The organism is Bradyrhizobium sp. SZCCHNR1002, assembly GCF_032381435.1.
In the GTDB taxonomy this organism is placed as follows: domain Bacteria; phylum Pseudomonadota; class Alphaproteobacteria; order Rhizobiales; family Xanthobacteraceae; genus Bradyrhizobium; species Bradyrhizobium aeschynomenes.
In genome coordinates this window covers 14,300-40,391 of record NZ_JAUHIS010000004.1, presented here as the reverse complement: position 1 = coordinate 40,391, position 26,092 = coordinate 14,300, and the positions used below count along the sequence as shown (strand labels likewise).

At 66.7% G+C, this 26,092-nt stretch carries 3 protein-coding genes (1 of these 3 only partly in view); all 3 read right to left on the bottom strand.

Going from position 1 to position 26,092, the window contains the following annotated elements; genetic code table 11:
- Tightly spaced (each overlapping or abutting the next), the 3 genes in view from QX108_RS19930 to QX108_RS19920 form a layout consistent with a single transcriptional unit that may run on beyond the window.
- Positions 1-9,811 carry the 5' portion of a non-ribosomal peptide synthase/polyketide synthase gene (locus QX108_RS19930; RefSeq protein ID WP_315799601.1) on the bottom strand. It extends 6,596 nt beyond the left edge of the window, so only the first 9,811 of its 16,407 coding nucleotides appear in the window; the start codon lies at positions 9,809-9,811; its stop codon lies beyond the left edge, outside the window.
- On the bottom strand, positions 9,804-16,379 hold the full coding sequence (locus QX108_RS19925) for a non-ribosomal peptide synthetase (protein ID WP_315799600.1): 6,576 nt from the start codon (positions 16,377-16,379) through the stop codon (positions 9,804-9,806). Before QX108_RS19925 ends, QX108_RS19930 begins: the two co-directional genes overlap by 8 nt.
- Positions 16,379-26,092 (bottom strand): non-ribosomal peptide synthetase, encoded by a 9,714-nt coding sequence (locus tag QX108_RS19920; RefSeq protein ID WP_315782898.1) that lies wholly within the window; start codon positions 26,090-26,092, stop codon positions 16,379-16,381. The genes QX108_RS19925 and QX108_RS19920 overlap by 1 nt, the downstream gene beginning before the upstream one ends.

The window sequence follows — 26,092 nt, the reverse complement described above, 5'->3', positions numbered from 1 at the left end:
TGCGCCAGAAGTCGGCGGCCGCACGGTGATCCCTGGCCCCGAGCCAGGCGATGTAGTCGCGGTAGCGCGGCCGCTGTGCCGGCAGGGAGCCATGCTCCAGCAGCTGCATCACCTCGGCCATGAACCGGGCCGAGCTCCAGCCATCCATCAGGATGTGATGATGAGTCCAGATCAGCCAATGGCGCTCGTCGTCGAGCCGAACCAGCGTCAGACGCTGCAACGGCGGGCGCGCGAGATCGAAACCTGCCGCGCGATCACGCTGGGCCACCACCGTCAGCGCATCGTCCAGCGCCGCTGGCGCAAGGCCGGCTGCATGCGTGCGCCAATCCTCCTCGACGACGCGTACCTCCGCGCGCCGGTAGACCACCTGCTGCGGCGGTCCCGACAATTCGCGCCAGAGAAAGCCGGTGCGCAGCACGGCGTGACGATCGCTGACGGTCTGCCAGGCGGCCCGCAGCTTCTCGGAATCGAGACCGCGGATCTCCGCCGTGAGCTGGTTGACGTACACACCCGTGCCGTCATCGTGCAGGGCGTGGAACAGCATGCCCTGCTGCATCGGCGACAGCGGGTAGATGTCCTCGACCTCGCGCCAATCCAGTCGGAGCGCGTCGAGCTCGGCCTGCGTCAGCTTCGACAGCGGAACGTCCGACGGCGTCAGCCCATGGGCATCGCTCGAGCAATGAGCGATCAGCTCCTGGAGCGCGGATTCAAAGCAGTCGGCGAGGCGTTCGACCGTTGCCGTCCGGTAGCGCTTCCGGCTGAAGCCGAACGACAGCTGCAGTCGCCCGCCTTGGACCCGCGCATTGATGGTGAGGCGATGCCGCAACGGGCTGGAGGCAGCGCGTGAAGGGCCCGCGCTCTCCAGGGCGAGCGCGAACAGCCCAGCCTCGCCGGTCCTGTCGTCAACCTGGCCGAGATAGTTGAAGCCGATATGCGGCGTATCACCCGAGGCAAGCGTTGCGCGCTGAGCGTCGGAGCCAAGATAGCGCAGGATGCCATAGCCGAGACCTCGATGCGGAATCGACCGCAGCATCTCCTTGGTCGTCTTGATCAACGAAGCGGCCTGCAGCCCGCCGGCTGCGAGCTGGATCGGAAAGGCGGAGGTGAACCAGCCGACGGTGCGCGACAGATCGAGCCCGGAGCCGATCTCCTCGCGGCCATGGCCTTCGAGCTCGATCACGACGTCCTCGCGACCGGACCAGTGCCATAGCGCACGCGCCAGCGCGGAGAGCAGGAGATCATTCGCCTGGGTCCGGTAGGCTCCATGCGCAGGCCCGAGCAGCTGCGACGTCAATTCCGCATCGATTTCGCGCTGCACTTCCTGTGCGTCGGCGATCGTATCCCGCTCGGAATGATCCTCGTCGCAAGCAAGATGGTGCGCCTGCCGGATCTGCGACCAATAGTCCAGCTCCGCGGCAAGCGCGTCCGACGATGCATAGGCATGCAGCGCGGCCCCCCATTGTGCGAAGGCGTGGGTCTTCGGCGGTAACGTCACCGTCTTGGCGCCGCGCGCGAGCTGCTCATAGGCTGCCGCGAGATCCTCGATCAGCACCCGCCATGACACGCCGTCGACGACGAGATGATGGATCACGATCAGGAGCCGTTGCTCGCCTCCCGGCAGTTCCATCCCGGCCACACGGACCAGCGGACCATGCGCGAGCGACAGGCTGGCCTGCATCTCGGCAGCGAGCGCCGTGACCGCCGCGGCATCTGCCACCTCGCAGTCTCGAAAGAGGTCGCCGCGAGCGGCGGACGATGCATGCTCTGCCCGCCAGACACCGTCGACCCGCTCGAAGCGCAGTCCTAGCGCATCGTGGTGAGTCACCACGGCGGCAACCGCACGGCGCGTCACATCCCAGTCGAGCCGCTGCTGCGGCCGCAGCAGCAGCGCCTGGTTCCAATGATCCGGCGCCGCCAGCTCCTGCTCGAAGAATCTGAGCTGGATCGGCAGCAAAGGCTGCGGCCCTCCGACCAGGCCCTGCTCCGCACGAATTGCGGGCGCCAGCTCCGTACGGGCCTCTCGTGCCAGCGCTTCCAACGTCTGATGCTTGAAGACGTCCCGTGGCTCGATCACCAGCCCGACACGGCGCGCCCGGCTGACGAGTTGCAGCGAGATGATGGAATCGCCGCCGAGCTCGAAGAAGTTGTCAGTGATCCCGACACCGGGCTGACGCAGCAGATCCGCCCAGATCGATGCCAGCACGCGTTCGTTCGGCGTCCGCGGCGCAACCCGGACGGTCGCATCGGTAGAGTCGGGCGCTGGCAGCGCATGGCGATCCACCTTGCCGCTCACCATCAACGGCAGACGATCGAGCACGACGATCCACGCCGGCACCATGTAGTCCGGCAACTCGGCCGACAGCGCGTTGCGTAGCGCGAGGCCATCGAGCCCTGCATCTCCGCTGACATAGCCGACGAGTTGCCGTCCGGCGCCAAACTCGCGTGCGACGACCGCCGCAGAGCCGACCATCGGCTGCTCCAGCAGCCGCGCCTCGATCTCGCCGAGCTCGATGCGGAAGCCGCGCACCTTCACCTGATGATCGGCCCGCCCGACATAGTCTATGCTGCCATCATGGCGCCACCGCGCCAGATCTCCGCTGCGGTAGAGCCGTGCACCGGGCGGTCCGAACGGGTCGACGATGAAACGCTCGGCCGTCAGCCCGGCGCGACCGAGATAGCCGCGCGCCAGCCCGACGCCGCCGATATAGAGCTCGCCGGTCGTTCCCTCCTCGACGGGGTTGAGGTCGGCATCCAGAATTCGCAGCACCGTTCCCGGGATCGGGTGTCCGATCGGCGCAGTTGTCCCGCTGAACGCGCGGCAATTCCAGAAGCTGGCATTGATCAGCGTTTCGGTCGGTCCGTAGCGGTTGTCGAAGCGAATCGTGGGGAAGGCTGCATGGACCTGCTGCATCAGCTGGACCGGCAGCGCTTCGCCGCCGGAGAACAGACGCTTCAGGCTCGCGCATCGCGCGACGTCCGGCTCTGCGACGAATTGCGCCAGCATCTGCGGGACGAAGTGCAAGGTGGTGACATGGTGAGCCACCACGGCTTCGACCAGCCGCTTGGGCTCGCGATGGGCCCCGGGAGGCGCGATCGCGAGCCGTGCGCCCACGATCAGCGGCCACAACATCTCCCAGACAGCGACATCGAAGCTGAAGGGCGTCTTCTGCAGCAAGGTCTCACCTGGCGCGAGTCGATACTCCGCCTGCATCCAAGCCAGCCGCGCCGACAGTGCCCCCCGCGTGCAGCCGACGCCCTTCGGCACGCCGGTCGAGCCGGACGTATAGATCACATAGGCGAGACCGTCGGGATGCGATGAAACACCGAGGTCGGAGCCGTCGCGGTCGTGCGGGCCGCCGTCATCAATGGCGACATCGACCACGATCAGACCAGCGTCGGCGGCGATCGCCGCCAGCCGGTCGTTCAGTTGCGCCTGCATCAGCACCAGTCTTGCGCCGCTGTCGCGCAGCATCGCGGCGAGACGTTGCTGCGGATAATCGGGATCGAGCGGCAGATAGCCCGCCCCTGCCTTCAGCACCGCAAGCACGGCTACGATCATCTCGACGCTGCGCTCGAAGGCGAGCGCGACGGGAGCATCGCGACGGACACCGCGCGCCTTAATCTGTCGCGCCAAGCGGTTCGCACGCGCATTCAGCTCGGCGTAGCTGATCTGCTCGCCCGCATAGATCAAGGCGATCGCATGCGGAGTGTCGGCGACCTGCCGCTCGATCCGGGTTACGACATCGATCAGTTCCTCTCTGATCGTCGGAGTCGCAGCCCCAGCGCTCCAGCCATGCACCCGCTGCAGCGTGGCTTCATCCAGTCCGTGCAGTTCGGCGAGCGGCCGGTGCGTCCCGTTGGCAATACGGTCGAGCAGCGTAGCGAACGCGGTCTGAAGGCGCGCAATCTGAGCCTCGTCAAACCGGCTGAGGTCATGACGGAAGCCCAGCCGAATGCCGGAGTCACTGACGAAGACCGCGATTGTCAGCGCATAATTCGTAATCGATATCTGCTCTGCGCGGCTCGCGCGCGGACCATCACCCGCCTGATCTCGCAGGACGTCATCGACCGGATAGTTCTCGAACACGAAGATGGTATCGAACAGCGCCCGGCCGGAGCGGCCGGCGAGGCGCTGGATGTCATAGAGCGGCATCCAGCCATGCTCGCGCAGATCGACATTGCAATCCTGCAGACCGCGCAGCCAATCGCCGATCATCGTCTGCGGGCTGGCGTCGTCGAGCACCGGCACGGTGTTGATGAACAGGCCCACGATCTCCTGCACCCCCGCGATCTCGGGCGGCCGGCCCGACATCGTGGCGCCGAAGCAGACGGCCCGCTGGCCGGTCAGTCGCCGCAACAGCTGAGCCCAGGCGCCCTGCAGCACGGTGTTCAACGTCACCCGTTCGCGGCGGGCCACGGCCTGTAGCCGATCGGTCCGCGCGGCGTCGATGACGAGGTCAGTCGACAGATGACCCGTCGCCGGCTCCGCCGGTCCGCCCAGCGCATCGGCGAGCAGGCTCGGTTCATCGAGCCGCGACAGCAGATCCGACCAGAAGGCACTGGAAGCCTCACGATTCTGTCGCAGCAGCCATCCGATGTAGTCACGATACCGGCCGGGCGCTGCGCCCGGCAATCGGCCGCGAACATGCTGCATGATCTCAGCGATCAGCTGCGCGGCGCTCCAGCCATCGAGCAGAATGTGATGATGAGTCCAGATCAGGCGATGAACGCCGCCCCCGAGATCGATCAGCCGAACCCGCTGCAGCGGCGGCCGTGACAGATCGAAGCCGAGCTGCCTTTCGGCCCGTGCGGCATCGGCGAGCGCCGCGTCACGGGCCGCCGGATCCATCGTCCCGACGCGATCGCTCCAATCCTCCTCGACGAAGGGAACTGCGACGTGCCGATGCACCACCTGCTGCGGTGCGCCCGACAATTCCCGCCAGACGAAGGCGGTGCGCAACACGGCATGTCGTGCGGTCACCGCCTGCCAAGCCCCGCGCAACCGTTCGACGTCCAGGCAGCTGATGTCGACGGCGATCTGGCTGACATAGCTTTGGCTATCGGCATCGCGCAACGCGTGGAACAGCATGCCCTGCTGCATCGGCGACAGCGGATAGATGTCCTCGACCTCGCGCCAGTCACGCGCAGCTCCGAGCATGTCGAGCTCCGGCTGGCTCAGCCGCGACAGCGGGACGTCCGATGGCGTGACGCCGTGGACGCCGCTGGTGCAATGCGCGACGAGCTGGCGCAGCGCATCCGAATAGCAGGCCGCGAGACGCTCGATCGTGGCGCGGCAATACCGCTTGCGACCGAAGCTGAAGGTCAGCCGCAGCTCGCGATCCAGCACCTGGCCATTGATGCTGAGCCAGCGTCCGAGCGGCGCGCTGGCGCTTCGCGACGGTCCGGCACTCTCCGGCGCCAGCGCGAACGCGTTGTCGGCGCCGAGGCTGGCGTCGAACTGGCCGAGATAGTTGAAGGTGATGCGCGGCTCCGCTGCGCCCGCCAACGCTTCGCGCTGCGCCTCGCTGCCGCAATGCCTCAATAGTCCGTAGCCCAATCCGCGCGACGGAATGGCGCGCAGCTCCTCCTTGATCGACCTGATCAAGGCCGCGTCATCGCTCGCACATTGCGACAGACGGACGGGAAAGGCCGTCGTGAACCAGCCGATGGTCCGTGACAGATCGACACCTTCGAAGATGTCCTCGCGGCCATGCCCTTCCAGCTCGACGAGGACGTCCTCCACGCCGCCCCACTGTCCCACTGCGCGGGCCAAGGCCGCGAGCAGCAGGTCGTTGACCTGGGTCCGATAGGCCGCGGGCGCCTCCCTCAACAGCTTCGCTGTCAGATCCGCGTCGAAAGCCAGGATGACGTCCTCGCCATCCGCCACCCGGTCGACGTCGTCGGGACGCTCGTCACAAGGAAGATCACCCGCGACGGTTCGCGTCCGCCAGTAATCGATCTCGCCGGCGAGCTCTGCGGACGCCGCGTGGGCTTCGAGACGCCGTGCCCATGACGCCACCGATTGAGTCTTCGGTGGCAATACGATCGCCGCAGCCCCCTGAGCGGCCTGTCGATACGCCGAGGCCAGATCTTCCAGCAGAAGACGCCAGGACACGCCGTCGACGACGAGATGATGCACGACGATCAGAAGTCGCTGGCTGCCGTCCGCAACGTCCATCCCGACGACGCGCAGCAACGGCCCCTGCAGGGACAGGCTTGCTTGCGCCATCGCCGCAAGCGCCTCGATCCCTGCGACATCCGCGACGGTGCGCGTCCAGAGCAGATCGGATGATGGTGACGCCTCGCCATAGCCGGCACGCCATTCGCCATTGGCCTCTGCGAATTGCATTCGCAGCCCATCATGATGCGACCAGACCGCGGCGATCGCCCGAGCCATTGCGGGCCAGTCCAGCCGCGCTCTCGGCCTGAGCAGCACGGCCTGGTTCCAATGGTGCCGCTCACCCGCGTCCTGTGCAAAGAAGCTGCGTTGGATCGGCAACAGCGGCACGGGACCAGCGAGATCCTCGGTCAGCACCTCCGCCACCTGCTCGCGGCGCGCGGCGCTCGCGAGCTCCCGGAGCGTCTGATGCCGGAACAGGTCGCGTGGCTCGATCAACAGTCCACGCTGACGCGCGCGCCCGACCACCTGCAGCGAAATGATCGAATCGCCGCCGAGCTCGAAGAAATTGTCGGCCAGTCCGATGCGCTGGTGCCCAAGCAGCTCACCCCAGATTTCCGACAGCGTGATTTCCGCCGCGGTCTGCGGCGCGACGTAGGCAGCTTCGCCGGCAGGCTGCTCGGGAAGCGGCAGCGCATCGCGATCGATCTTGCCATGCGTGGTCAACGGCATCCGCGGCATCGGAATGATCCGCGCCGGAACCATGTAGTCCGGCAACTCCTCCAGCAGAGCTGCCCGCAAGCTGGCTTCATCGAGATCGCTCTCGCCGCAGACATAGCCGACGAGCTGCTGCCGTCCAGCAATTGCGCGAGCAACGACGACGGCCGACCGGACACCCACCTGTCGCGCCAGCCGTGCTTCGACCTCCCCCGGCTCGATGCGGAAGCCACGGATCTTGAGCTGGTGGTCGGATCGGCCGACATACTCGATCACGCCGTCGGCACGCCAGCGCGCAAGATCGCCGGTGCGATACAGCCGAGCCCCCGGCTCACCGAACGGATCGGGAATGAAGCGCTCCGCCGTCAGCGCCGGTCGTTTCCAATATCCGGTCGCGAGCCCCTCGCCTCCGATGTACAGCTCGGCCGAGACCCCGACGGGAACGATGTTGAGATCGCCGTCGAGAAGATAGGCCGAGCGTCGGCCGACCGGCCTGCCGATGGGCGCATAGGCGCAATCGATTTCGGCATCGGCATCGACCTTCCAGACCAGCGGCGTGACCACCGTCTCGGTCGGGCCATAGCCATTGATCAGCTTGCGCGGCCGCAGCGCGCGCCTGATCTTGTCGAAGCCGGATTTCGGCATCGCCTCGCCACCGAACGAATACAGCGACACCGGCGGCGGATCGCCCCGCCACGCCGCAAAATCCGCGAGCTGCTGCAGATAAGCGGGCGGAAAACCCGCGTTCGTGACCTGCTCGGCACGCATCACTGCGAGCGTCTGCTCGGCCGACCAGAGATCGGCGTCGCGCATGACCAGCGCAGCGCCACAGCTCAACGCCGTCCACAACCGTTCGTGCGCGCCGTCGAACGTGAACGAGAGAAAGTGCAGCTCGCGCGACCGCGCGCTCATCTCGTAGAGCTCTGCCGTGGCCTCGCAATGCATGGCGAACGGCCCGTGGGCGACGGCGACGCCCTTCGGCAGCCCTGTCGAGCCCGACGTATAGATCACGTAAGCGAGACTGTCCGGATGGACCTCGATTGCGGAATCAGGCGGCGCCGTTCGGTCCGAGATTGCGCCGAGATCGCTGACGCGGACGCCGGGCATCGGCGGAAAAGGGACCACACCGGCGGCGTCGACCAGCACGACACGCGCACCGGCGTCCAATATCATTGCGGACTGCCGCGCCGGCGGATGATCCGGATCGAGTGGCAGATAGGCCGCGCCGGCCTTGAGCACCGCGAGACATGCGGCCACCAGCTCGGGCGATCGCCGCATCGAAATGCCGACGAGCTCGCCGGAACGAATGCCGAGTCCGCGGAGATGCATGGCGATCGCATCGGCCCGCTGGTCGAGCGCCTGATAGCTGATCGTCTCCTGACCGTAGACCAGCGCCGGCGCGCCCGGCGCCGCCTGGGCGTGCTGGGAGACCCTGTGATGCACGGGCACGAACGGCGTCACGGTGCCGGCATGCTCGTTCCATCGCCTGACATCATCGCGCTGCTGCGCGGACAACAGGCCGATCGATGCGACGACGCGCGTCGGATCCGCAACCATGATCTCGAGAATGGCAAGCCAATGTGCCGCCATCCGCTCGATGGTCGAACGGTCGAACAGCGCGGTGGCAAAGGAGAACAATACCGAGATCTCTCCCGACGGCGCTTCTTCGCTATCGACGGCGAGATCGAATTTGACGGTCTCGACATCCGGCGCGATCGCCTCGATCTGCAACTCGTCACTGCCGGACATCCCCGTCAGGTCGCGCCGGCGCTGATGATTGTAGAGCACCTGGAACAGCGGATTCTGACTAAGGCTGCGCTGCGGCTGCAACACTTCGAGCAGCCGTTCAAACGGAAGCTCCTGGTGCTCCTGTGCTTCGCGCGCGGCGCTACGGAGCTCCCCGATGACGTCGGCCATCGTGGCCCGACTATCGATCCGGGTGCGCAACACCTGCGTGTTGACCAGCAGGCCTATGAGCCGCTGCGTATCCGAACGATGGCGGTTGGCAATCGGGATACCGATGCTGATGTCGGGCTGGCCGCTGTAGCGGTACAGGACCAGCTTCAGGGCTGCGAGCAGAACCACGAACGGCGTCGTCTCGTGGCGCCGCGCCAGCTCGCGCAGGCGATCGGCAAGCGTGGCACGGAGTGTAAGGCGCAGACCCTCGCCGGACTGATCCGCTTGCGCCGCGCGGGGGCGATCGAACGGCAACTGCAGCGCCGCGGTGTCCTGGAGGCGGGAGGTCCAATAGCTCAGCTGCCTCTCGCCCTCCACGGCGCTCATCTGCAACTGTTGCCAGCTGGCGAAGTCGGCGTAATCGATCTCCGGCGCGGGCAGCGGCACGGACTCGCCTCCGATCGCCGCCTGATAGAGTTGCCAGAACTCCTCACTCAGGATCTGCAGCGACCAACCGTCGGCGACGATGTGGTGCAGTGTTACGGCAAGGATATGATCCTGCTCACCGGTCGCCAGCAGTCCCGCGCGTAGCAATGGCCCCGTCTCGAGATCGAACGGCAACGCCGCTTGGTCCCGCAACAGCCTGCGCGCCTGCTGCTCCCGATCGTCACCGCCAACCTCGAAGCGCTGCAGCGCGACCGGCTGCGGCGGACATACGATCTGCTCGGGCTGATTCCCTTCCTGACGAAACACCGTACGGAGCGCGCTGTGACGAACGACCAGTTCGTCGAGCGCGCGCTGCACTGCGCTGACGTCGAGGCGCCCGCGCAAGCGGATCGCCAGCGGCATGTTGTAGGCGGGGCTGTCCCGATCCATGCGCCAGAGGAACCAGAGCCGCGCCTGCGCGAACGATAGCGGCGCGCGCTGCAAATTTTGACGAGCGATCGGCAGGATCGACAGCTCGATCCCCCTTGCGGCGAGTTGCGCCAGGAATGCGCGCTGCTTCGTCGCGTCGAGCCGGGCCAACCGCTGCGAGATCTCGCTGAGCTGCTGATTCTGAAGTCCTGACTGATCATTCATGGGCGAACTCGACTTCATTCAGCGCATCGAACATCGCGGCAATGTCATCGCTGCGCGTGTTCACGAGCGGGTCCGCGGCGAGCGCGGACGCCATGGTCTCAATCGTCGTCAGCTGGAACAGCCGCTTCAGCGGCAGATCACGAGCCAGATCACGCTTGATGCGGCCGACGAGTTGCACGGCAACCAGCGAATCGCCGCCGAGCTCGAAGAAATTGTCGGTGACACCGACCTCGTCGTGCTGCAGCAGCTCGGCCCAGATGGTCGCGAGCGCGGCCTCGGTCGGATTGCGCGGCGCGACGCGTTGCGCATCCGCAGGACGCGCATCCGGCTGCGGCAGCGCCTTGCGGTCGATCTTGCCGTTCGGCGTCAGCGGCAGTTGCGGCAGCACCATGACCCGTGACGGCACCATGTAGTCCGGCAGCACCGCGCCGAGCGCCGCACGCAGGCCCGCGCCGTCGAGCGCATCATCGCCGCTGACATAGCCGACCAGCTGCCGGCTGCCGCCGAGCTCCTGCGCCACCACGACGCTGTCGCGCACGCCGGGCTCGGCCCGCAGCCGCGCCTCGATCTCGCCGAGCTCGATGCGATGGCCCCGGATCTTCACCTGATGATCCGCCCGGCCCACATGGTCCAGCACACCATCGCCGCGCCAGCGCGCGAGGTCCCCGGTGCGGTACAGCCGCTGCCCCGCCGATCCGAACGGATCGGGGATGAAGCGCTCGGCGCTGAGCGCCGCACGATTCCAATAGCCGCGGGCCAGCCCCTCGCCGCCGATGAACAGCTCTCCGGCCACCCCGACCGGCGCCAGATTCAGATCGCCATCCAGCACGTACAGCGTGGTGTTGCCGATCGGAGCACCGATCATCGGCGACGGATCGGCCGCATCGAGCCGGTGCCGCGCCGACCACACCGTGGTCTCCGTCGGCCCGTACAGGTTCCAGACCTCGCCGCCCAGCGCCGTCAGGCGCCGCGCCAGATCCGGTGCCAGGGCCTCGCCGCCGCTCAGCACCCGGCAGCCCTCCCCCAGCCACGTGCCGGCGCCGTCATGATCCAGCAGCATCCGCCAGCTCGACGGCGTCGCCTGGATCATCGTCACGCCGTGCCTGACGACGACCGCCTTCAGCGCCGCCGGATCATGCGCCGTCGCCCGATCCGCCAGCACGATTTGCGCGCCATGCGTCAGCGGCAGCCACAGCTCCAGCACCGCGATGTCGAACGACAGCGAGGTCAGCCCGAGCACGCGATCCTCGCGTGCGATGCCCGGCCGCTCGGCCATGGTCGCCAGGAAGTTCGCCACCGCGCCATGGCGCACCATCACGCCCTTGGGCAGACCGGTCGAGCCGGAGGTGTAGATCACGTAAACGAGGTTCTCCGGATCGATCGCGATGTCGAGATTGGCGGCGTCGCCGCTGCCTTCTCCCACCGCTGCATCGAGCAGCCAGGCCTCGGCACCGCTGCCTTCCAGAACCGGAGCAAAACGCTCCTGCAACGTGGCCTGCGTCAGCAGCAGCCTGGCCCCGCTGTCGCCCAGCATGTGCGCCAGACGCTCGGCCGGATAGTCCGGATCGAGCGGCAGGTAGGCCCCGCCCGCCTTCAGCACCGCGAGCAGTGCCACCATCATCGGCACGCCGCGCTCCAGCGCCAGCCCGACCACGACGTCCGGCCCGATGCCCTGCAGCATGAGCCGCCGCGCCAGCCGGTTTGCCCGCGCGTTCAGCTCGCCATAGCTGATCGTCTCGTCCCCATGCACAATTGCGATCGCATCAGGCGCACGCGCCGCCTGCGCTTCGAACTGCCGCTGTAGACACCCCCTGTCCCAAACTCTCGCGGTCGCATTCCATCCATCGAGCAGCAGCGCACGATCCTCGGCTGGAACGACACCGAGCTGGCGTACAGGCAGGTGCGGAGCCGTCTCCAGCGCCGATGCCAGCTGATCGAGAGCCTGTTGCATCATCGCGCAGACCCGGTCCGGCGCAACCGGGGAGACGACCTGGGCCGTCAGGCGTAGCGCATCGCCGTCGTCGTCCACTGCAAGCATCAACGGATAGTTCGTGCGCTCCTCTGCGCCGAGCCACTCGATCTCCCGAAGCGGACTGCCGAGCGCCGATTCAGCGTGGTTATTCTCCTTGCGACTATGTCGGTAATTCAGGATCGCGGAGAACAACGGCGTTGGCGCAGCAACACCGCTGCAGCGCTGCGCCATTGCCAATGACGCATGCTCATGAGTCATCAACTCGGCCAGCCGCGCATGCGTCGCACGCGCGCTCTGCTCGACGGAGGCGTCGTCGAGATCAACGCGCAGAGGCAGCGTATTGATGAACAGGCCGAGGCTGCGATCCATCGCAGCACCACCCTGCATGCGGCCGAACAGCACGGTGCCGAACACGACCTTCTCCCGACCGCTGCTCCGCGCCAGCACCTGAGCCCAGGCGAGGTGACAGAGGCTGGCGAGACTGACGCCGGCACGTCGTGCCTGCACCCGAAGTCGCGTATCGAGGACGGCCGGGATCGCCAGCTTCGCCTCATGCACGCCTCCTCCCTCGCTCCGCACCTCCATCAATCCGAACGGTGCGGTCGGCGCGTCGACGTCGGCGAGCATGCCGCGGAAGAAGCGCTGCTGCGCGTCCTGCCCGGCGGCGTCGCGAGCAAGCGCCACGAGATTGCGAAACGGCACCGGAGCCGCCAGGAGATGGCCGCGGCCCGCCAGAATGGCCTCCACCTCCTGATGAATCGCCTGTAAGGTCGAGTGATCGCCGATCAAATGATGCAGCATGACCTGGAGCAGCACGCGATCCTTTCCGGGGTCGCGTGCGACGATGAAGCGCAACAGCGGCGCTTTGCCGAGATCGAGCCGGCGCGATCGCGCGTCGAACCGTCCAGCAAGTTGCAGATCCGCCGGTGCGCCAGCCTCGAGCATGAGCTCCGTGACGTCGAGACTTGCGTGTCGCCATACCACCTGCGCCGGAACGGACAGGCCATTCCAGACGATCGATGTGCGGAGCACGTCGTGACGCGCGATCACCTGCTGAACGGCTGCAAGATAGCGGTCGAGCAGGCCGCGGTCGGGAAACGCCATCTGCGCAGCGAGCACGTAAGGATCGCCCTCGGTTGCCAGCAGATGATGAAACAGGATGCCTTCCTGCAACGGCGACAGCGCGTAGATGTCCTGAATGTTGGCAATGCCCCCCGGTACCAGACCGACGACGCGGTCGATCTCCGGCTGGCTCAGCACGATCAACGGCAACAGTTCCTGCGTGATCGCCGTCGTATCTGCCGTGATCCGGTTGGCGGGAACGACGATCTCGTCGCCACGATGAAGGGCGGCGGCGAGCGCGCGAAGCACGGGCTTCACGAACACGGTTCGCGCATCCACGGCAAAGCCGCGGCGTTTCAGGCGGTCCAGCATGCGAACGATCAACAGCGAATGGCCGCCGAGCTCGAAGAAATGGTCGTCACGTCCGACGCGATCGACCGCCAGGAGCTCGCCCCAGATCGCGGCGAGCATCAGCTCGATCTCGCCCTGCGGCGGATCGTAGGCACGGCGCGAGAAGGCGTCGTGATCCGGAGCCGGAAGTGCATGCCGGTCGACCTTGCCATTCGGCGTCAGCGGAAGCGTTTCGAGACGCACGATGGCCGATGGCACCATGTAGTCGGGCAGACTGGCCTGCAGCTGAGCCCGCAGTTGCGCGCTCCAGTCGACGGCGTCGGCCACGTCGTCCGCCGGCACGGCATAGGCAACGAGCATGGTGTCGCCGAGGGCATTGCGCTGGGCCAGGACGGCAGAATCCCTGACCCCCGCCAATGCGCTCAAGCGGACCTCGATCTCCCCAAGCTCGACTCGGAACCCGCGGATCTTCACCTGATGATCGTTGCGGCCCAGGAACTCGATGTCGCCGCTCGGGAGATGACGACCGAGATCACCGGTCCGATACATCCTGCCATCCGACTTCGGACTGAATGGATCGGCTGCAAAACGCGCGGCCGTGAGGTCGATGCGGTTCAGATATCCGCGCGCCGTCCCCGCCCCGCCGATCCAGATCTCACCGACCGCACCGCGCGGCACCGGCAGCCCCTCATCGTCGAGCAGATAGATTCGCGCATTGGCAATCGGACGGCCGATCGGAACGATGTTGTCGGCAAAGCCGACAGGACGTCGCCAGGCCGTGGCGCAGACGGTCGCCTCGGTCGGCCCATAGGCGTTGAAGACGGCGATGCCTTGCGGCAACGAGGCGATCAGCTCCGTACGGGGCAGCTCGCCAGCCAGCACGAGAACCTCGAGCTCGGCGAGGCGCGCCAGATCCGCCCGTCCTTGCAGCAGCGCCGGCGGCAGTGTCGCGTGGGTGATGCGGTGATCTGCGAGGTACCCCAGGAGCGCGGACGCGTCGCGATGCTCGTCATCTCCGAGCAGATGCAGCTCGGCCCCGGAGCACAGTGCCATCACGATGTCCCATACGCTCGCATCGAAGCTCAGGGACGCAAACTGCACGATACGACTGCGCTCGGTAGTTTCGAACAAGGCGATCTGCGCCAAGGCCAGATTCACCAATCCACGATGCTCGATCATCACGCCCTTCGGCTTACCGGTGGAGCCGGACGTGTAGATGACATAGGCCAGATGACGTGGTGTCAGGCGGAGAGCGGCGACATCCGGCGTCACGTCCGGCAGTTCCCGCCATGCCGCAGCATCGCGTCTGATGTCGAGGACGGAGCACGCGACGTCGCCCAACACCCCCGCGCCGGCTTCGTCGCAGATCAGCAGCGCCGGCTGTGCGTCGGCAACGATCTCACGCAGCCGCTGTGGAGGATAGATCGGATCGAGCGGCAGATAGGCCGCGCCTGCCTTGAGCACTGCAAGGATGCTGATGATCGCATCGATGCCGCGCTGCTGGCAGATCGCCACCAGACGATCCGGCCCGGCTCCCGCCGAAACGAGGCGGTGAGCGAGCCGATTGGCCTGCGCCTCCAACTCGCCATAGGTCAGTCGGACATCAGCATGAACCAGCGCGACCGCGGACGGCCGGCGACGGGCCTGGTCGGCCACCAGCTCCTGGATGCAGCGGCTGGGCTGACTGAACATTTCGGTCTTGTTCCAGCCGTCGAGAAGCAGCGATCGCTCCTCGGCGGCAAGGAGGTCGACCCGGTGCACCGGTCGACCGACGTCGATCACCATGGCCCGCAGCGCAGCCAGCAGATAGCCGCGATAGCGCAGCACGGTGTCTGCATCGAACACGGCCGTCGCGTAGTTCAACTTGCCGGAGATGCAAACGCCGGTCTCGCAGAGATCGAGCTCGAGATCGAACTTGATCTCCCGCTGCTCGACCACCAAGCGCTCAATATCGATGCCGGGTAACGCAAGCTGACCGATCTCGTCGCCCTGCCACGCGAACACGACTTGAAAGATGGGCGTGTAGGCCGGATTGCGCGGCGGCTGGAGCGCTTCGACGATGTGCTCGAATGGCAGTTCCTGATGATCTTGCGCCGCAAGAGCTGTATTCTTGACATGTTCGACCAGCTCCGCGACGCTCCGCGTCCCGGAGAGATCGAGCCGCAGCGGCAGCATGGTGGCGAAGAACCCGACCAGCCCCTCCACCTGTGCCCGGGTGCGGTTTGCCGTTGGCGTACCGATCACGAGATCCTTCTGGCCCGCAAGTCGCGACAACACGATGGCCCAGGCCGACAGCACGATCACGAACGGCGTCGCGCCGAGCGTGTGTGCCATCTGCCTGATTGCCGCCGACAGTTGGTCATCAATCTCGACATGCAACGCAGCGCCCGCGGTGGATCTCGTGGCCGGTCGCGGACGATCGGTGGGCAACGTCAGCAACGGTGGCGCTCCGGCCAGCGTAGCCTTCCAATGATCGAGCTGGCCCGCCAGCCGCGCCGGCGTCAGCGTTTGGCGCTGCCAGGCGGCATAGTCCGGGTACTGGATGTTGAGTTGCGGCAACGGATCGCGCTCCCCGGCGGCGAACGCGCCATACAGCGCGGACAGTTCGCGGACGATCACGCCCATCGACCATCCATCGGAGACGATGTGATGCAGGCTGAGCAGCACGACATGCTCCTGCTCGCCAAGCCGGATCAGGGCGCTGCGGATGAGCGGCCCCGTGGCCAGCTCGAACGGCGCGCGCCTGCTTTCATCGAGTAGATCGCGCATCCGCGCCTCGCGATCGAGCCGATCACCGAGGTCGTGGATCTCCAGCGGCAACGCGGTGTGAGGCGGCAGCACTCTCATCAGCGGCTCGCCGTCCTCCGCGACGAATACTGTCCGCAGTGCCTCATGGCGCGCGAGCAGATGATCGAGGCTGCGTCGCCATGCCGCGACGTCGAGTCGGCCCCGCAGCCGCAGAACGGCGTCGAGGTGGTAGTTCGTGCTCGACCCGTCGAGCTGCGTCAACAGCCAGAGTTGCTGCTGCGCGAACGACAGCGGCATTTTGTCCCTGCGATCGACGATCGGGATCGTGTTGGCCGCGCGGCCGCCGCGACCGCGCTCTCTGGCCGCGAGCGCCAGACGCTGCAAGGTGTCCGAATCCAAATCGGGCAGGCTCGGCTTGGCTGATTGTTTCTTCATCACATCTCTGCCCCGATCAGCTCCTGAAGCTCACGCTCCTCGAATTGCTCCTCGATCAGGGTGATCGAGACGACACGGGCGAAGTCCGCCAACTCGGAATGAGCGAACAGTCTGGACAGCGGCACGGAGACGCCGAACTCATCGGAGACGCGGCTCATCAACCGCACCGCCAAGAGCGAGTGACCGCCGAGCTCGAAGAAGCCGTCGTTGCGACCGATACGCTCGACGCCGAGCAGCTCGGTCCAGATGCGCGCCAAGGTCGTCTCGATCTCGCCAGCGGGCGCCGCATGATCCCGACCGTCCGTTTCGCCCTGCGAAGGCGGCGGTAGCCTGCGGCGATCGATCTTGCCGTTCGGGGTCAGCGGCAGCTGCGGCAGCACCATCACCCAGGTCGGCACCATGTAGTCCGGCAGCATCGACCTGAGCCTGGCGCGCAGACCCGCGCCATCGAGCGCATTCCCGCCGCCGACATAGGCCACGAGCTGTGGGCTTCCCCCGATCTGGCGCGCCACGACGACGCTGTCGCGCACGCCGGTTTGTTCCCGCAGCCGCGCTTCGATCTCGCCGAGCTCGATCCGGTGGCCCCTGATCTTCACCTGATGATCGACGCGGCCGACATAGTCGAGCAGACCATCGTCACGCCAGCGGACCAGATCCCCGGTGCGATACAGCCGCGTACCATCGGCGCCGAACGGATCCGGGATGAAGCGCTCCGCGCTCAGCGCCGCACGATTCCAATAGCCACGCGCAAGCCCTTCGCCGCCGATGAACAGCTCTCCCGCGACACCTAACGGCGCGAGATTGAGATCGGCGTCGAGCACGTAGACCGTCGTATTGCCGATCGGACGACCGAGCAACGGCATCGGATCCGATGCATCGAGCCGGTGGCGCGTCGACCATACCGTCGTCTCGGTGGGTCCATAGAGATTCCAGACATCGCGGCTCAGCGCCGTCAACCGTCGTGCGAGATCCGGTGCCATCGCCTCGCCACCGCTCAGCACGCGGCAACCCTCGGGCAGCCACCTCTCGTCCTCCTGGTGGTCAAGCAACATCCGCCAGCTCGACGGTGTCGCCTGGATCATCGTCACGCCGTGCCGAGCCACAACCGCCTTCAGCGCTGCCGGGTCGCGCGCCGCGGCCTGGTCGACCAGCACGATCTTCGCGCCATGCGTCAACGGCAGCCACAGCTCCAGCACCGCGATGTCGAACGACAGCGAGGTCAGGCCGAGCACGCGATCATCGCGCACAATGCCCGGCTGCTCGGCCATCGTCGCAAGGAAGCCGGTCACCGCGCCGTGGCGCACCATGACCCCCTTCGGCGTGCCGGTCGATCCCGAGGTGTAGATCAGGTAAGCGAGGCTCTCTGGATGAGGGGCGAGGCCGAGATTGCTCGCATCGCCGGCGTCCTCTCCCGCGGTCTCGTCGAGCAGCCAGGCCTCGGCCTCACTCCCGGAAAGTGCCGGTGCGAACCGATCGTGCAACGACGTCTGCGTCAGCAGCAGCTTTGCGCCGCTGTCGCGCAGCATGAGGCCGAGCCGATCGGACGGATAGTCCGGGTCGAGCGGGAGATAGGCACCGCCAGCCTTGAGCACCGCAAGCAAGGCCACCATCATCGTGACGCCGCGCTCGAGTGCCAGGCCGACGACCACATCGGGGCCGATGCCGCGCGCCCTGAGCCGCCGCGCCATCCGATTGGCGCGTGCATTCAGCTCGCCGTAGCTCATCTGGCTGATACCGCTGACAATCGCTGTCGCGTCAGGCGTTTCAGCGGTACGCGCCTCGATCAGTGCGACGAGGTTCAACGACGTTGCGGATCGGACGTCACCGATGGTGCCTTTGCTCCATCGCATGATGCGATCAAGCGCATCGCTCCCGAGCGCATGCAGCGCACCGGAGGGACGGGCAGCATCGGCGGAGATCTGCACCAGCCAGTCTCGCATGGCAGAGCTCACGCGCCCGATCGCGCTTTCGTCCAACTGCGCACGATCGAAGTTGAAGTCGAGCCGCAGACCGTCGGCCCCATCGAACACGCCAACGGCGACTGCATAGTTCGTCGGCGTCACATGCTCGACGCGCCCCACCTGCGGTCCAGTCTGGCTGCCATTCACCAGTGACCGGTCGATCGGATAGTTCTCGAACACCATGATGCTGTCGAACAGCTGCCGCCCGCCATGCGCGGCGAGGCGCTGGATCTCGTGCAACGGCAGCCACTCATAATCGCGGGCCGCGACGTTCTTTGCCTGCAGCGCACGCAGCCAATCACCGACGGAGGCCTGCGGGTGCGGCCCATCGATCAGCGGCAGCGTATTGATGAACAGGCCGATGATGTCCTCGGCGCCTGCCAGCTCCGCCGGACGACCGGCCACAGTGGCGCCGAAGCAGACCGTGCTCTGCCCACATGTGTGCCGCAGCAGTTGTACCCAGGCGGCCTGAAGCAGGGTGTTCATCGTCACCCGCTGCTGCGTGGCGAACCGCCTGAGACGCGCAGCGAGGTCGCGGTCCAGCGAAAGCGTGAGCCGCCCATGACCGTCCCCCGGCGCAATCAGTCCCCTTCCGCGCAGCGCATCAGCAAGCAGCGTCGGCTCGCCGGCGTCGCTCAACGTCTGGCGCCAGAATTCGACCGCTGCACCGCGGTCCTGCGTCCGGAGCCACGCGATGTAGTCGCGATACCTGCCATGCGGGACAGCGGGCTCCGATCCGCCGGCGCGCTGTAGCACGTCCGCGAGCAGCCGCGCCGAGCTCCAACCGTCGAGCACGATGTGGTGGTGCGTCCAGATCAGCCATAGTCTGTCATCGTCGAGCCGGATGAGGCGCAGCCGCTGCAGCGGAGGCCGGGTGACATCGAAGCCAAGCACGCGCTCCCGTTGCCCCGCTTCGGCCAGCGCGGCGTCGAGATCGCTGCCGGCAGCCGAATTCACCGTGCGCCCTCGCCAATCCTCCTCCACGATCGGCAGATCGAGCCGCCGATACACGATCTGCTGAGCGGCCTCCGACAGGTGCTGCCATGCGAATCCCGTACGCAATGTCGCATGCTGCGCACTGGCCGCCGACCACGCCGCACGCAGCTGCGATGGCGTCACGCCGCGCAGCTCGACTGCGAGCTGATTGACATATGCGTCGTTCTTGCCGTCGCGGAGGGCGTGAAACAGCAGGCCCTCCTGCATCGGCGACAACGGATAGATGTCTTCGACGTTGCGGGCGTCGACCGATGCGCAAACGCGATCGAGCGTCTGTTGATCGAGTCCGGACAGCGGGACGTCCGACGGAGTGAGACAGCCTGCACCGCACAGGCAATGATCGACCAGACCGCGCAACGCGGTCCCGTAGAGGTCCGCAAGCCGCTCGACGGTCGAACGGCGATAGCGCCGCCGGCCGTAGCGAAAGGCCAGGCGAAGTTGACCGTCGCGCACCTCCCCGATGATGGTGAGCCATGCCCGTAGCGGCGTATCAGCCGCGCGCATCGAGCCCGGTGACTCAGGTGCAAGCCGGTACGAGGCCTCATCGCCGAGCGATGCATCGAAGCGGCCGAGATAGTTGAAGACGATCCGCGGGCTGCCCAGCTCCGCCAGCGCGGCGCGTTGTGCAGGCGCGCCGAGATAGCGCAGCACGCCGTAGCCGAGACCGTGATCAGGGACAGCGCGCAGGGCTTCCTTCGTCCGCGCGATCAACACACGATCCGTATCGGCCCCGCCCGGCAGACGGAACGGGAATGCGCTCGTGAGCCATCCCACCGTACGGGTAAGGTCGGCGTCGGCGAAAATATCCTCGCGTCCGTGCCCTTCAAGCTCGATCACGATGTCCTCGCGTCCGCTCCAGCGCCAGACGGCGCGCGACAACGCTGCAAGCAGCAGATCGTTGATCCGAGTCCGGTAGGCTGCCGGCACGGCCTCGAGCAGCTGCACGGTCAGGCCGGCATCGAGGCTAAGCATGACCTCGTCGGCGTCGGCTTCGACATCGATGCTGCCGTGGTCCTCGTCGCACGGCAGCTCGCCGCTCGGGCCCGCCGCGAGCCAGAACGGCATCTCGGCCGCCAGCCGTTCGCAGGTCGCGTGCGCGCGCAGCCGTTGCGCCCAGGACGACGGCCCCTCGCCCTTCGGCAACGCCACCGCTGCGGCACCGTTTGCGAGCTGCGTGTAGGACTGCGTCAGATCCTCGAGAAGGATACGCCAGGACACGCCGTCGACGGCCAGATGATGGATCGCAATCAGCAGGCGCTGGCTGCCGTCGATCAGGTCGAAGCCGACGGCGCGCATCAGCATCCCCGATGCGAGCGAAAGGCTCGCCTGCGCCGCCGATGCGATCGCGCCGACCTCATCGTGACGGACGCCGCCGCGGATCCAGAGCAGATCCGCCGCCGCAGGGCCCTCCGTCGGCAAGGCCTGCCAACCCTCACCCGTCCGGCGATAGGCCGTCCGGAGCGCTTCGTGATGCTTCACGACCGCAGCGAGCGCAGCTTGAAGCAAGTTCCACGCGACGCGATTCTGCGGGATCAGCAGCACGGCCTGGTTGAAGTGATCGCGGCTCGGGATCGCCTCTGCAAAGAACCGCAATTGGATCGGCAGCAGCTCCGCCGCGCCGGCGTTCACGGCGCTGCGTGCTGCTGCCGGCGACGCCGTCGGCGCGGAGGTGGTCGCAACCACGCCGGCCAGCGCCGCTATCGTCTGCTGCGAAAACATCTGCTTCGGCGTCAGCTTCACGCCGCGCTTGCGCAACCGCGCGATGATTTGCAGGCTGAGAATGGAATCGCCGCCAAGCTCGAAGAAATTGTCGTTGCGACCTATCCGATCGCGGCCGAGCACCTCCTGCCACACCGCGGCGATCGACTCCTCGACCTCCCCGACGGGAGCGGCATAGGCGATGACGATCTCCTCATCCGGCTGGGGCAGCGCAGCACGGTCGAGCTTGCCGTTGGCCGTCAGCGGCAGACGATCGAGCACGACGATGCGCGACGGAACCATATAGCCGGGCAGCAGCGCCGAAAGCTCCTGCCGCATTCCGTCGGGCTGCAGCACCGCACCGGCCGCAGCCACGCAATAGGCCACCAGTTCCAGGCGCCCCTGCTCTGCATCGACCACGCGCGCCACAACCACGGCATCGGCGACGCTGCCCAGCGACATCACCGCACGCGTGATCTCGGAAGGCTCGATGCGATAGCCGCGCAGCTTGAGCTGATCGTCGCGCCGGCCGAGAAAAACGATGCGTCCGGCCTCGTCACAACGCACGACGTCGCCGGTGCGATAGAGGCGCGCGCCGGGCGGGCCGAACGGATCGGGAATGAAGCGCTCAGCCGTCTGAGTCGGCGCACCGCGATAGCCTCGCGCGACGCCCGCGCCACCGACGTGGAGCTCGCCCGCGACACCACGCGGCACCGCGTTCAACGCATCATCGAGCACGTAGGCCTGCAGATTTGCCAGCGGCAGACCGACCGGGACGGCGTCGCCGGCAATGTCGTCCGTGCAGTCGTAGGTCGCGATGCCAACCGTCGTCTCGGTCGGCCCGTAGTGATTGATGATCCGGCATTGCGGGCGCAGCCGCCGGACGTCCTGGATCAGGCGCCGATCACACGCCTCGCCGCCGAGAATCAGTACGTCACGCGGCAGCAGGTCGGCAGACCTCCGCGCCTGCAGCAGACCGCGGAGGTGGCTCGGGACGATCTTCAGGATGCCGACCTCTCCCTCGCGCATGGCCTGCGCAAACGCGTCGGCATCGAACGCCGCATCGGCAGGCAGAAGGTTCAAGGTCGCGCCGCTCGCCAGCGCGCCGAACAGCACCGTGTGGCCGAGGTCGGCGGCGACGGTGGAGACCATCGCCATGCCCGCATTCACGTCGGGCCGCAGGCGCGACAGCAGCGCCTGCACATAGTTCGCGAGCGAGCCGTGAGAGACGGCAACCCCCTTGGGCGTTCCCGTCGAGCCGGACGTGTAGATGATGTAGGCGCTCTGTGCCGGGTGGACACGAGACGGAACGAAGACCTCGGACGGGTCATCGCCGCGCCGTGCTGCGTCGAGCACGACGCAGTCCAGCCCTCTGGCGACGGCCAGACGATCGGCGGTCGCCATCAATCTGGTGATGCCTCCGTCGCAAAGAATGCGTTGCACGCGCGCGGCTGGCCAAGCCGGGTCGAGTGGGACATAGGCGCCGCCCGCCTTCAACACGCCGAGCATGGCTGCGACGAAGGCCGGTGACCGCTCGATCCAGAGGGCTACCGGAACGTCGGATCCGACGCCGTTCGCAGCCAGCCGCTGCGCAATCGAGTCAGACCAATGCGCAAGCTCGGCGACACTGATTTCGACCGCGCCCTGGCGGAGCGCAACGCGATCGCCTCGGCCGGCAGAGGCGCCACCGATCATGTCGAGGATGCAGGTCGAGGCAAGATCTCGTGTCTCGCTCGCGATCACTTCGCGAGCATCAGGCGCCACGACGAAGTCTGCGATCGACCGGCCCGCTCCATTGGCGATCTGCTGCAGGAAATCGACGAGCTGCGTCGCCATCCGCGCGACCGTCGCCCGCTCGAACAGATCCGTCGCGTAGTTGAGGCTGGCCGCCATCCCATCGGGACCATCGACAATGTCGAGCGCCAGGTCGAAATGCGAGCCGGCCAGATCCATGATGCGGGTGTCGGCGCGCAGGCCGTGGCCGGTGAAGCCGCGCGGCTGCGTCATGTAGTTGAACTTGACCTGAAAGAGTGGATTCTGGCTGCCCGAGCGTTCCGGCTTGAGCGTATCGACCAGGCGGTCGAACGGGAGATCCTGGTGCGCAAGCGCAGAGATGACCTCCTCACGGGCCGACTCCAACAACGCCGCGAAGCTCATGTCGGCCGCGATGTCGGCACGCAGCACCAGTGTATTGACGAAGCAACCGATCAGAGAGGCGAGCTCGGCATGCCGACGCCCGGCAACGGGGACGCCGATCCGAAGATCCGACTGACCCGAATAGCGAAACAGCAGCAGCTGGTAGGCCGCGAGCAGCAGCATGAACATGCTGACGCGCTGCTGACGCGCGAGGGATCGCAGCTTCTGTGCCAGCTCGGGTGCGATCTCGGCATGAACGGTGTCGCCGCGATAGCTCTGCAGCGGCGGTCGCGGCCGATCGAACGGCAGCGCGAGCGGGGGATGGGTGTCGCCGAGCCGACGACGCCAATAAGCGAGCTGCCGGTTCGCCTCCGGGCTGGCGAGCCAGCCCCGCTGCCATGCCGCATAATCGGCATATTGAATGGCTGATGGCGGACGCAACGTCGCGGCTCCACGCCGGAGCCCGTCATAGAGCGCCGAAATTTCGGTCAGCAGCACGTCGAGTGAGAGACCGTCGGCCACGATGTGGTGGGCCGAGAGCAGCAGCTCGTGCCGGTCGTCGGCGAGCTGAATCAGCACGGCGCGCAGCAGTGGCCCGTTGACGAGGTCGAACGGCTTGGCTAGCTCATCGCGTCTGCGAGCCGCAGCGCGCCTCTCACGATCGCCCGGAGAGCAGCGGCTGAGATCGTCGACCGCGACAAGAAGCTCCTGCGCGCCGTGGATCACCTGCATTGGACGGCCGTCCTGCGCCACAAAGGTGGTGCGCAGCGGCTCATGGCGCGCGACGATCTCGGTCAGCGCCCGCACGAGCAGCCGATGATCAAGCGGTCCTTCGAACCTGACGGCACAGGCGACCGTGTAGGCTGTACTGGCCGGGTCCATGTTCCAGAGGAACCATAGCCGTTCCTGTACCGACGAGAGTTGCCGCCGCATGTCAGGTGCCACGGGCCGCAGCGGCGCCAATGCTCCGCCAACGTCACCGGCTGCATCCACGTGCTCCGCCAGAGCACGGAGCGTCGGCGCATCGAGGAAGCTGCGCAGATCGAGATCGACATGGAGCCGGTCGCGAACGATCCCCGCGATTTGCGCGGCCGCGATCGAGTTGCCGCCGAGCATGAAGAAATCGTCGTCGCGGCCGACCTGCGCGACATCGAGCACGTCCTGCCAGATCCGCGCGAGATTGCGCTCGGTCGCCGTCATGAGGTCCGAATCGTGCGGCGACTGCGATGCCGCGTGTCTCCGCTCGAACACCATGAAGCTGTCGAGATCCCCCTGCATCCAGCCGGCGCGGCAGGCCGAGCGCTGCAGCTTGCCGCTGGTCGTCAGCGGCATGCCCTGCGGATTCAGCAGCACGACGACGGCAGGGTGCTCCTGTGTCTGAGCCATGACCGCATCGCCGATGGCCTTGATCAGAACATCGGAGGGCGTCCGTCGGAGCACTGCCCGGCTGAACTCTGCGGCAATGCCGATGCCCTCGATGCCGTCGATCTCGACGGGAAATGCGGCCACACGGCCTTTCCGCACCGAGGTCACCTCGGTTTCGACCGCCTGCTCCAGGTCGAACGGATAGATGTTCTGACCACGTACGATCAGCAGATCCTTCAGCCGGCCGGTCACGACCAGCGCGCCGTCGCGGAGGAAACCGAGGTCTCCCGTCCGGAGCCAGCGCGCACCGTCCCGCTCCACGAATGTCTGCTGCGTCGCCTCGGGATTGTTCCAGTAGCCTCGCGCAACGCTCGGACCTGAGACCCAGATCTCGCCGATCTCGTCGGCATCGGCCTCGGACGACGCATCGGGCCTCATGATGCGCACCGCATGGCCGTCCGCGACGGTGCCGCACGCCATGAGGTCCGCCCCCTCGGCGGCATCTTCGGCGCGCCCGCTGGCGAGCGCAGTCGGATCGAGCGTATGACAGACGGGATGGCTTGCGCGATCGCCGGCGGTCACGAGCAAGGTTGCCTCGGCGAGGCCGTAGCACGGCTTCAGCGCGCGAGCATCGAAGCCCGCCGGCCGGAACCTCCGCACGAAGCGGTCAACCGTTGCACGGCGAACGAATTCGGAGCCGGAGAACGCGAACCGCCAGCGGCTGAGATCCAGCCGAGCAAGGGCTTCGTCGGACACCCGATCCGCGCATAGCGCGAACGCAAAGTCCGGCCCACCGCTGCATGTGCCACCCTGACGATCGATCGCATCGAGCCAGCGTCGCGGCTGCTCGAGAAAGTTGCGCGGCGACATCAGTACGGCAGTAAAGCCCGTGAAGAGCGGATTCAGCAGGCCGCCCATCAGTCCCATGTCGTGATAGAGCGGCAGCCAGCTGACGAACACGTCGTCGCTCGTGCCGCCGAGCGCGGCCTCCATCGCAATCTCGTTCGCAACGAGGTTTTCGTGGGTGACGCAGACGCCCTTCGGCTGGGACGTCGAGCCCGACGTATATTGAAGAAAGGCGATCCCGTCGCGCCTGAGGTCCGGCTCACGCCACGTCTCGGCAGCATCGACCGGCACCGCGTCCACTGGCAGGACATGCGCGCCGGTTTTGCCAACAGACGCCTCGACGGCATCACGCAAGCTGGCCAGCGTGAGAATGAAACGGGGCGTCGCATCGCTCAGAATGCCGGCGAGCCGGTCGGTATAGCGCTTTTTGCCTGTCTCTGGCGGATAAGCGGGCACGGCGATGACGCCGGCGTAGAGACACGCGTAGAATGCGACGGCATATTCGGGACCGTTCGGGAGAAGGATCACGGCACGTTCGCCACTGCCGGACAGCTGCTGGAGATGAGCGGCGAGCGCGCGAATGCGCCGATCCAGGTGAGAGAACGTCAGCTCCTCGACGACCTCGTCGCCTTCGATGAAGCGCAACGCTGCATGATCAGCCCGCAGGGCGGCATGTCCGCGCAGTCGTTCGACGAGAGTTCTTGTCCGCAT

What these genes read in the sequence shown, in the direction of transcription:
- QX108_RS19925 (WP_315799600.1), bottom strand. Translation starts at nt 16,379, where the DNA reads ATGAAGAAACAATCAGCCAAGCCGAGCCTGCCCGATTTGGATTCGGAC.
- QX108_RS19920 (WP_315782898.1), bottom strand. Translation starts at nt 26,092, where the DNA reads ATGCGGACAAGAACTCTCGTCGAACGACTGCGCGGACATGCCGCCCTG.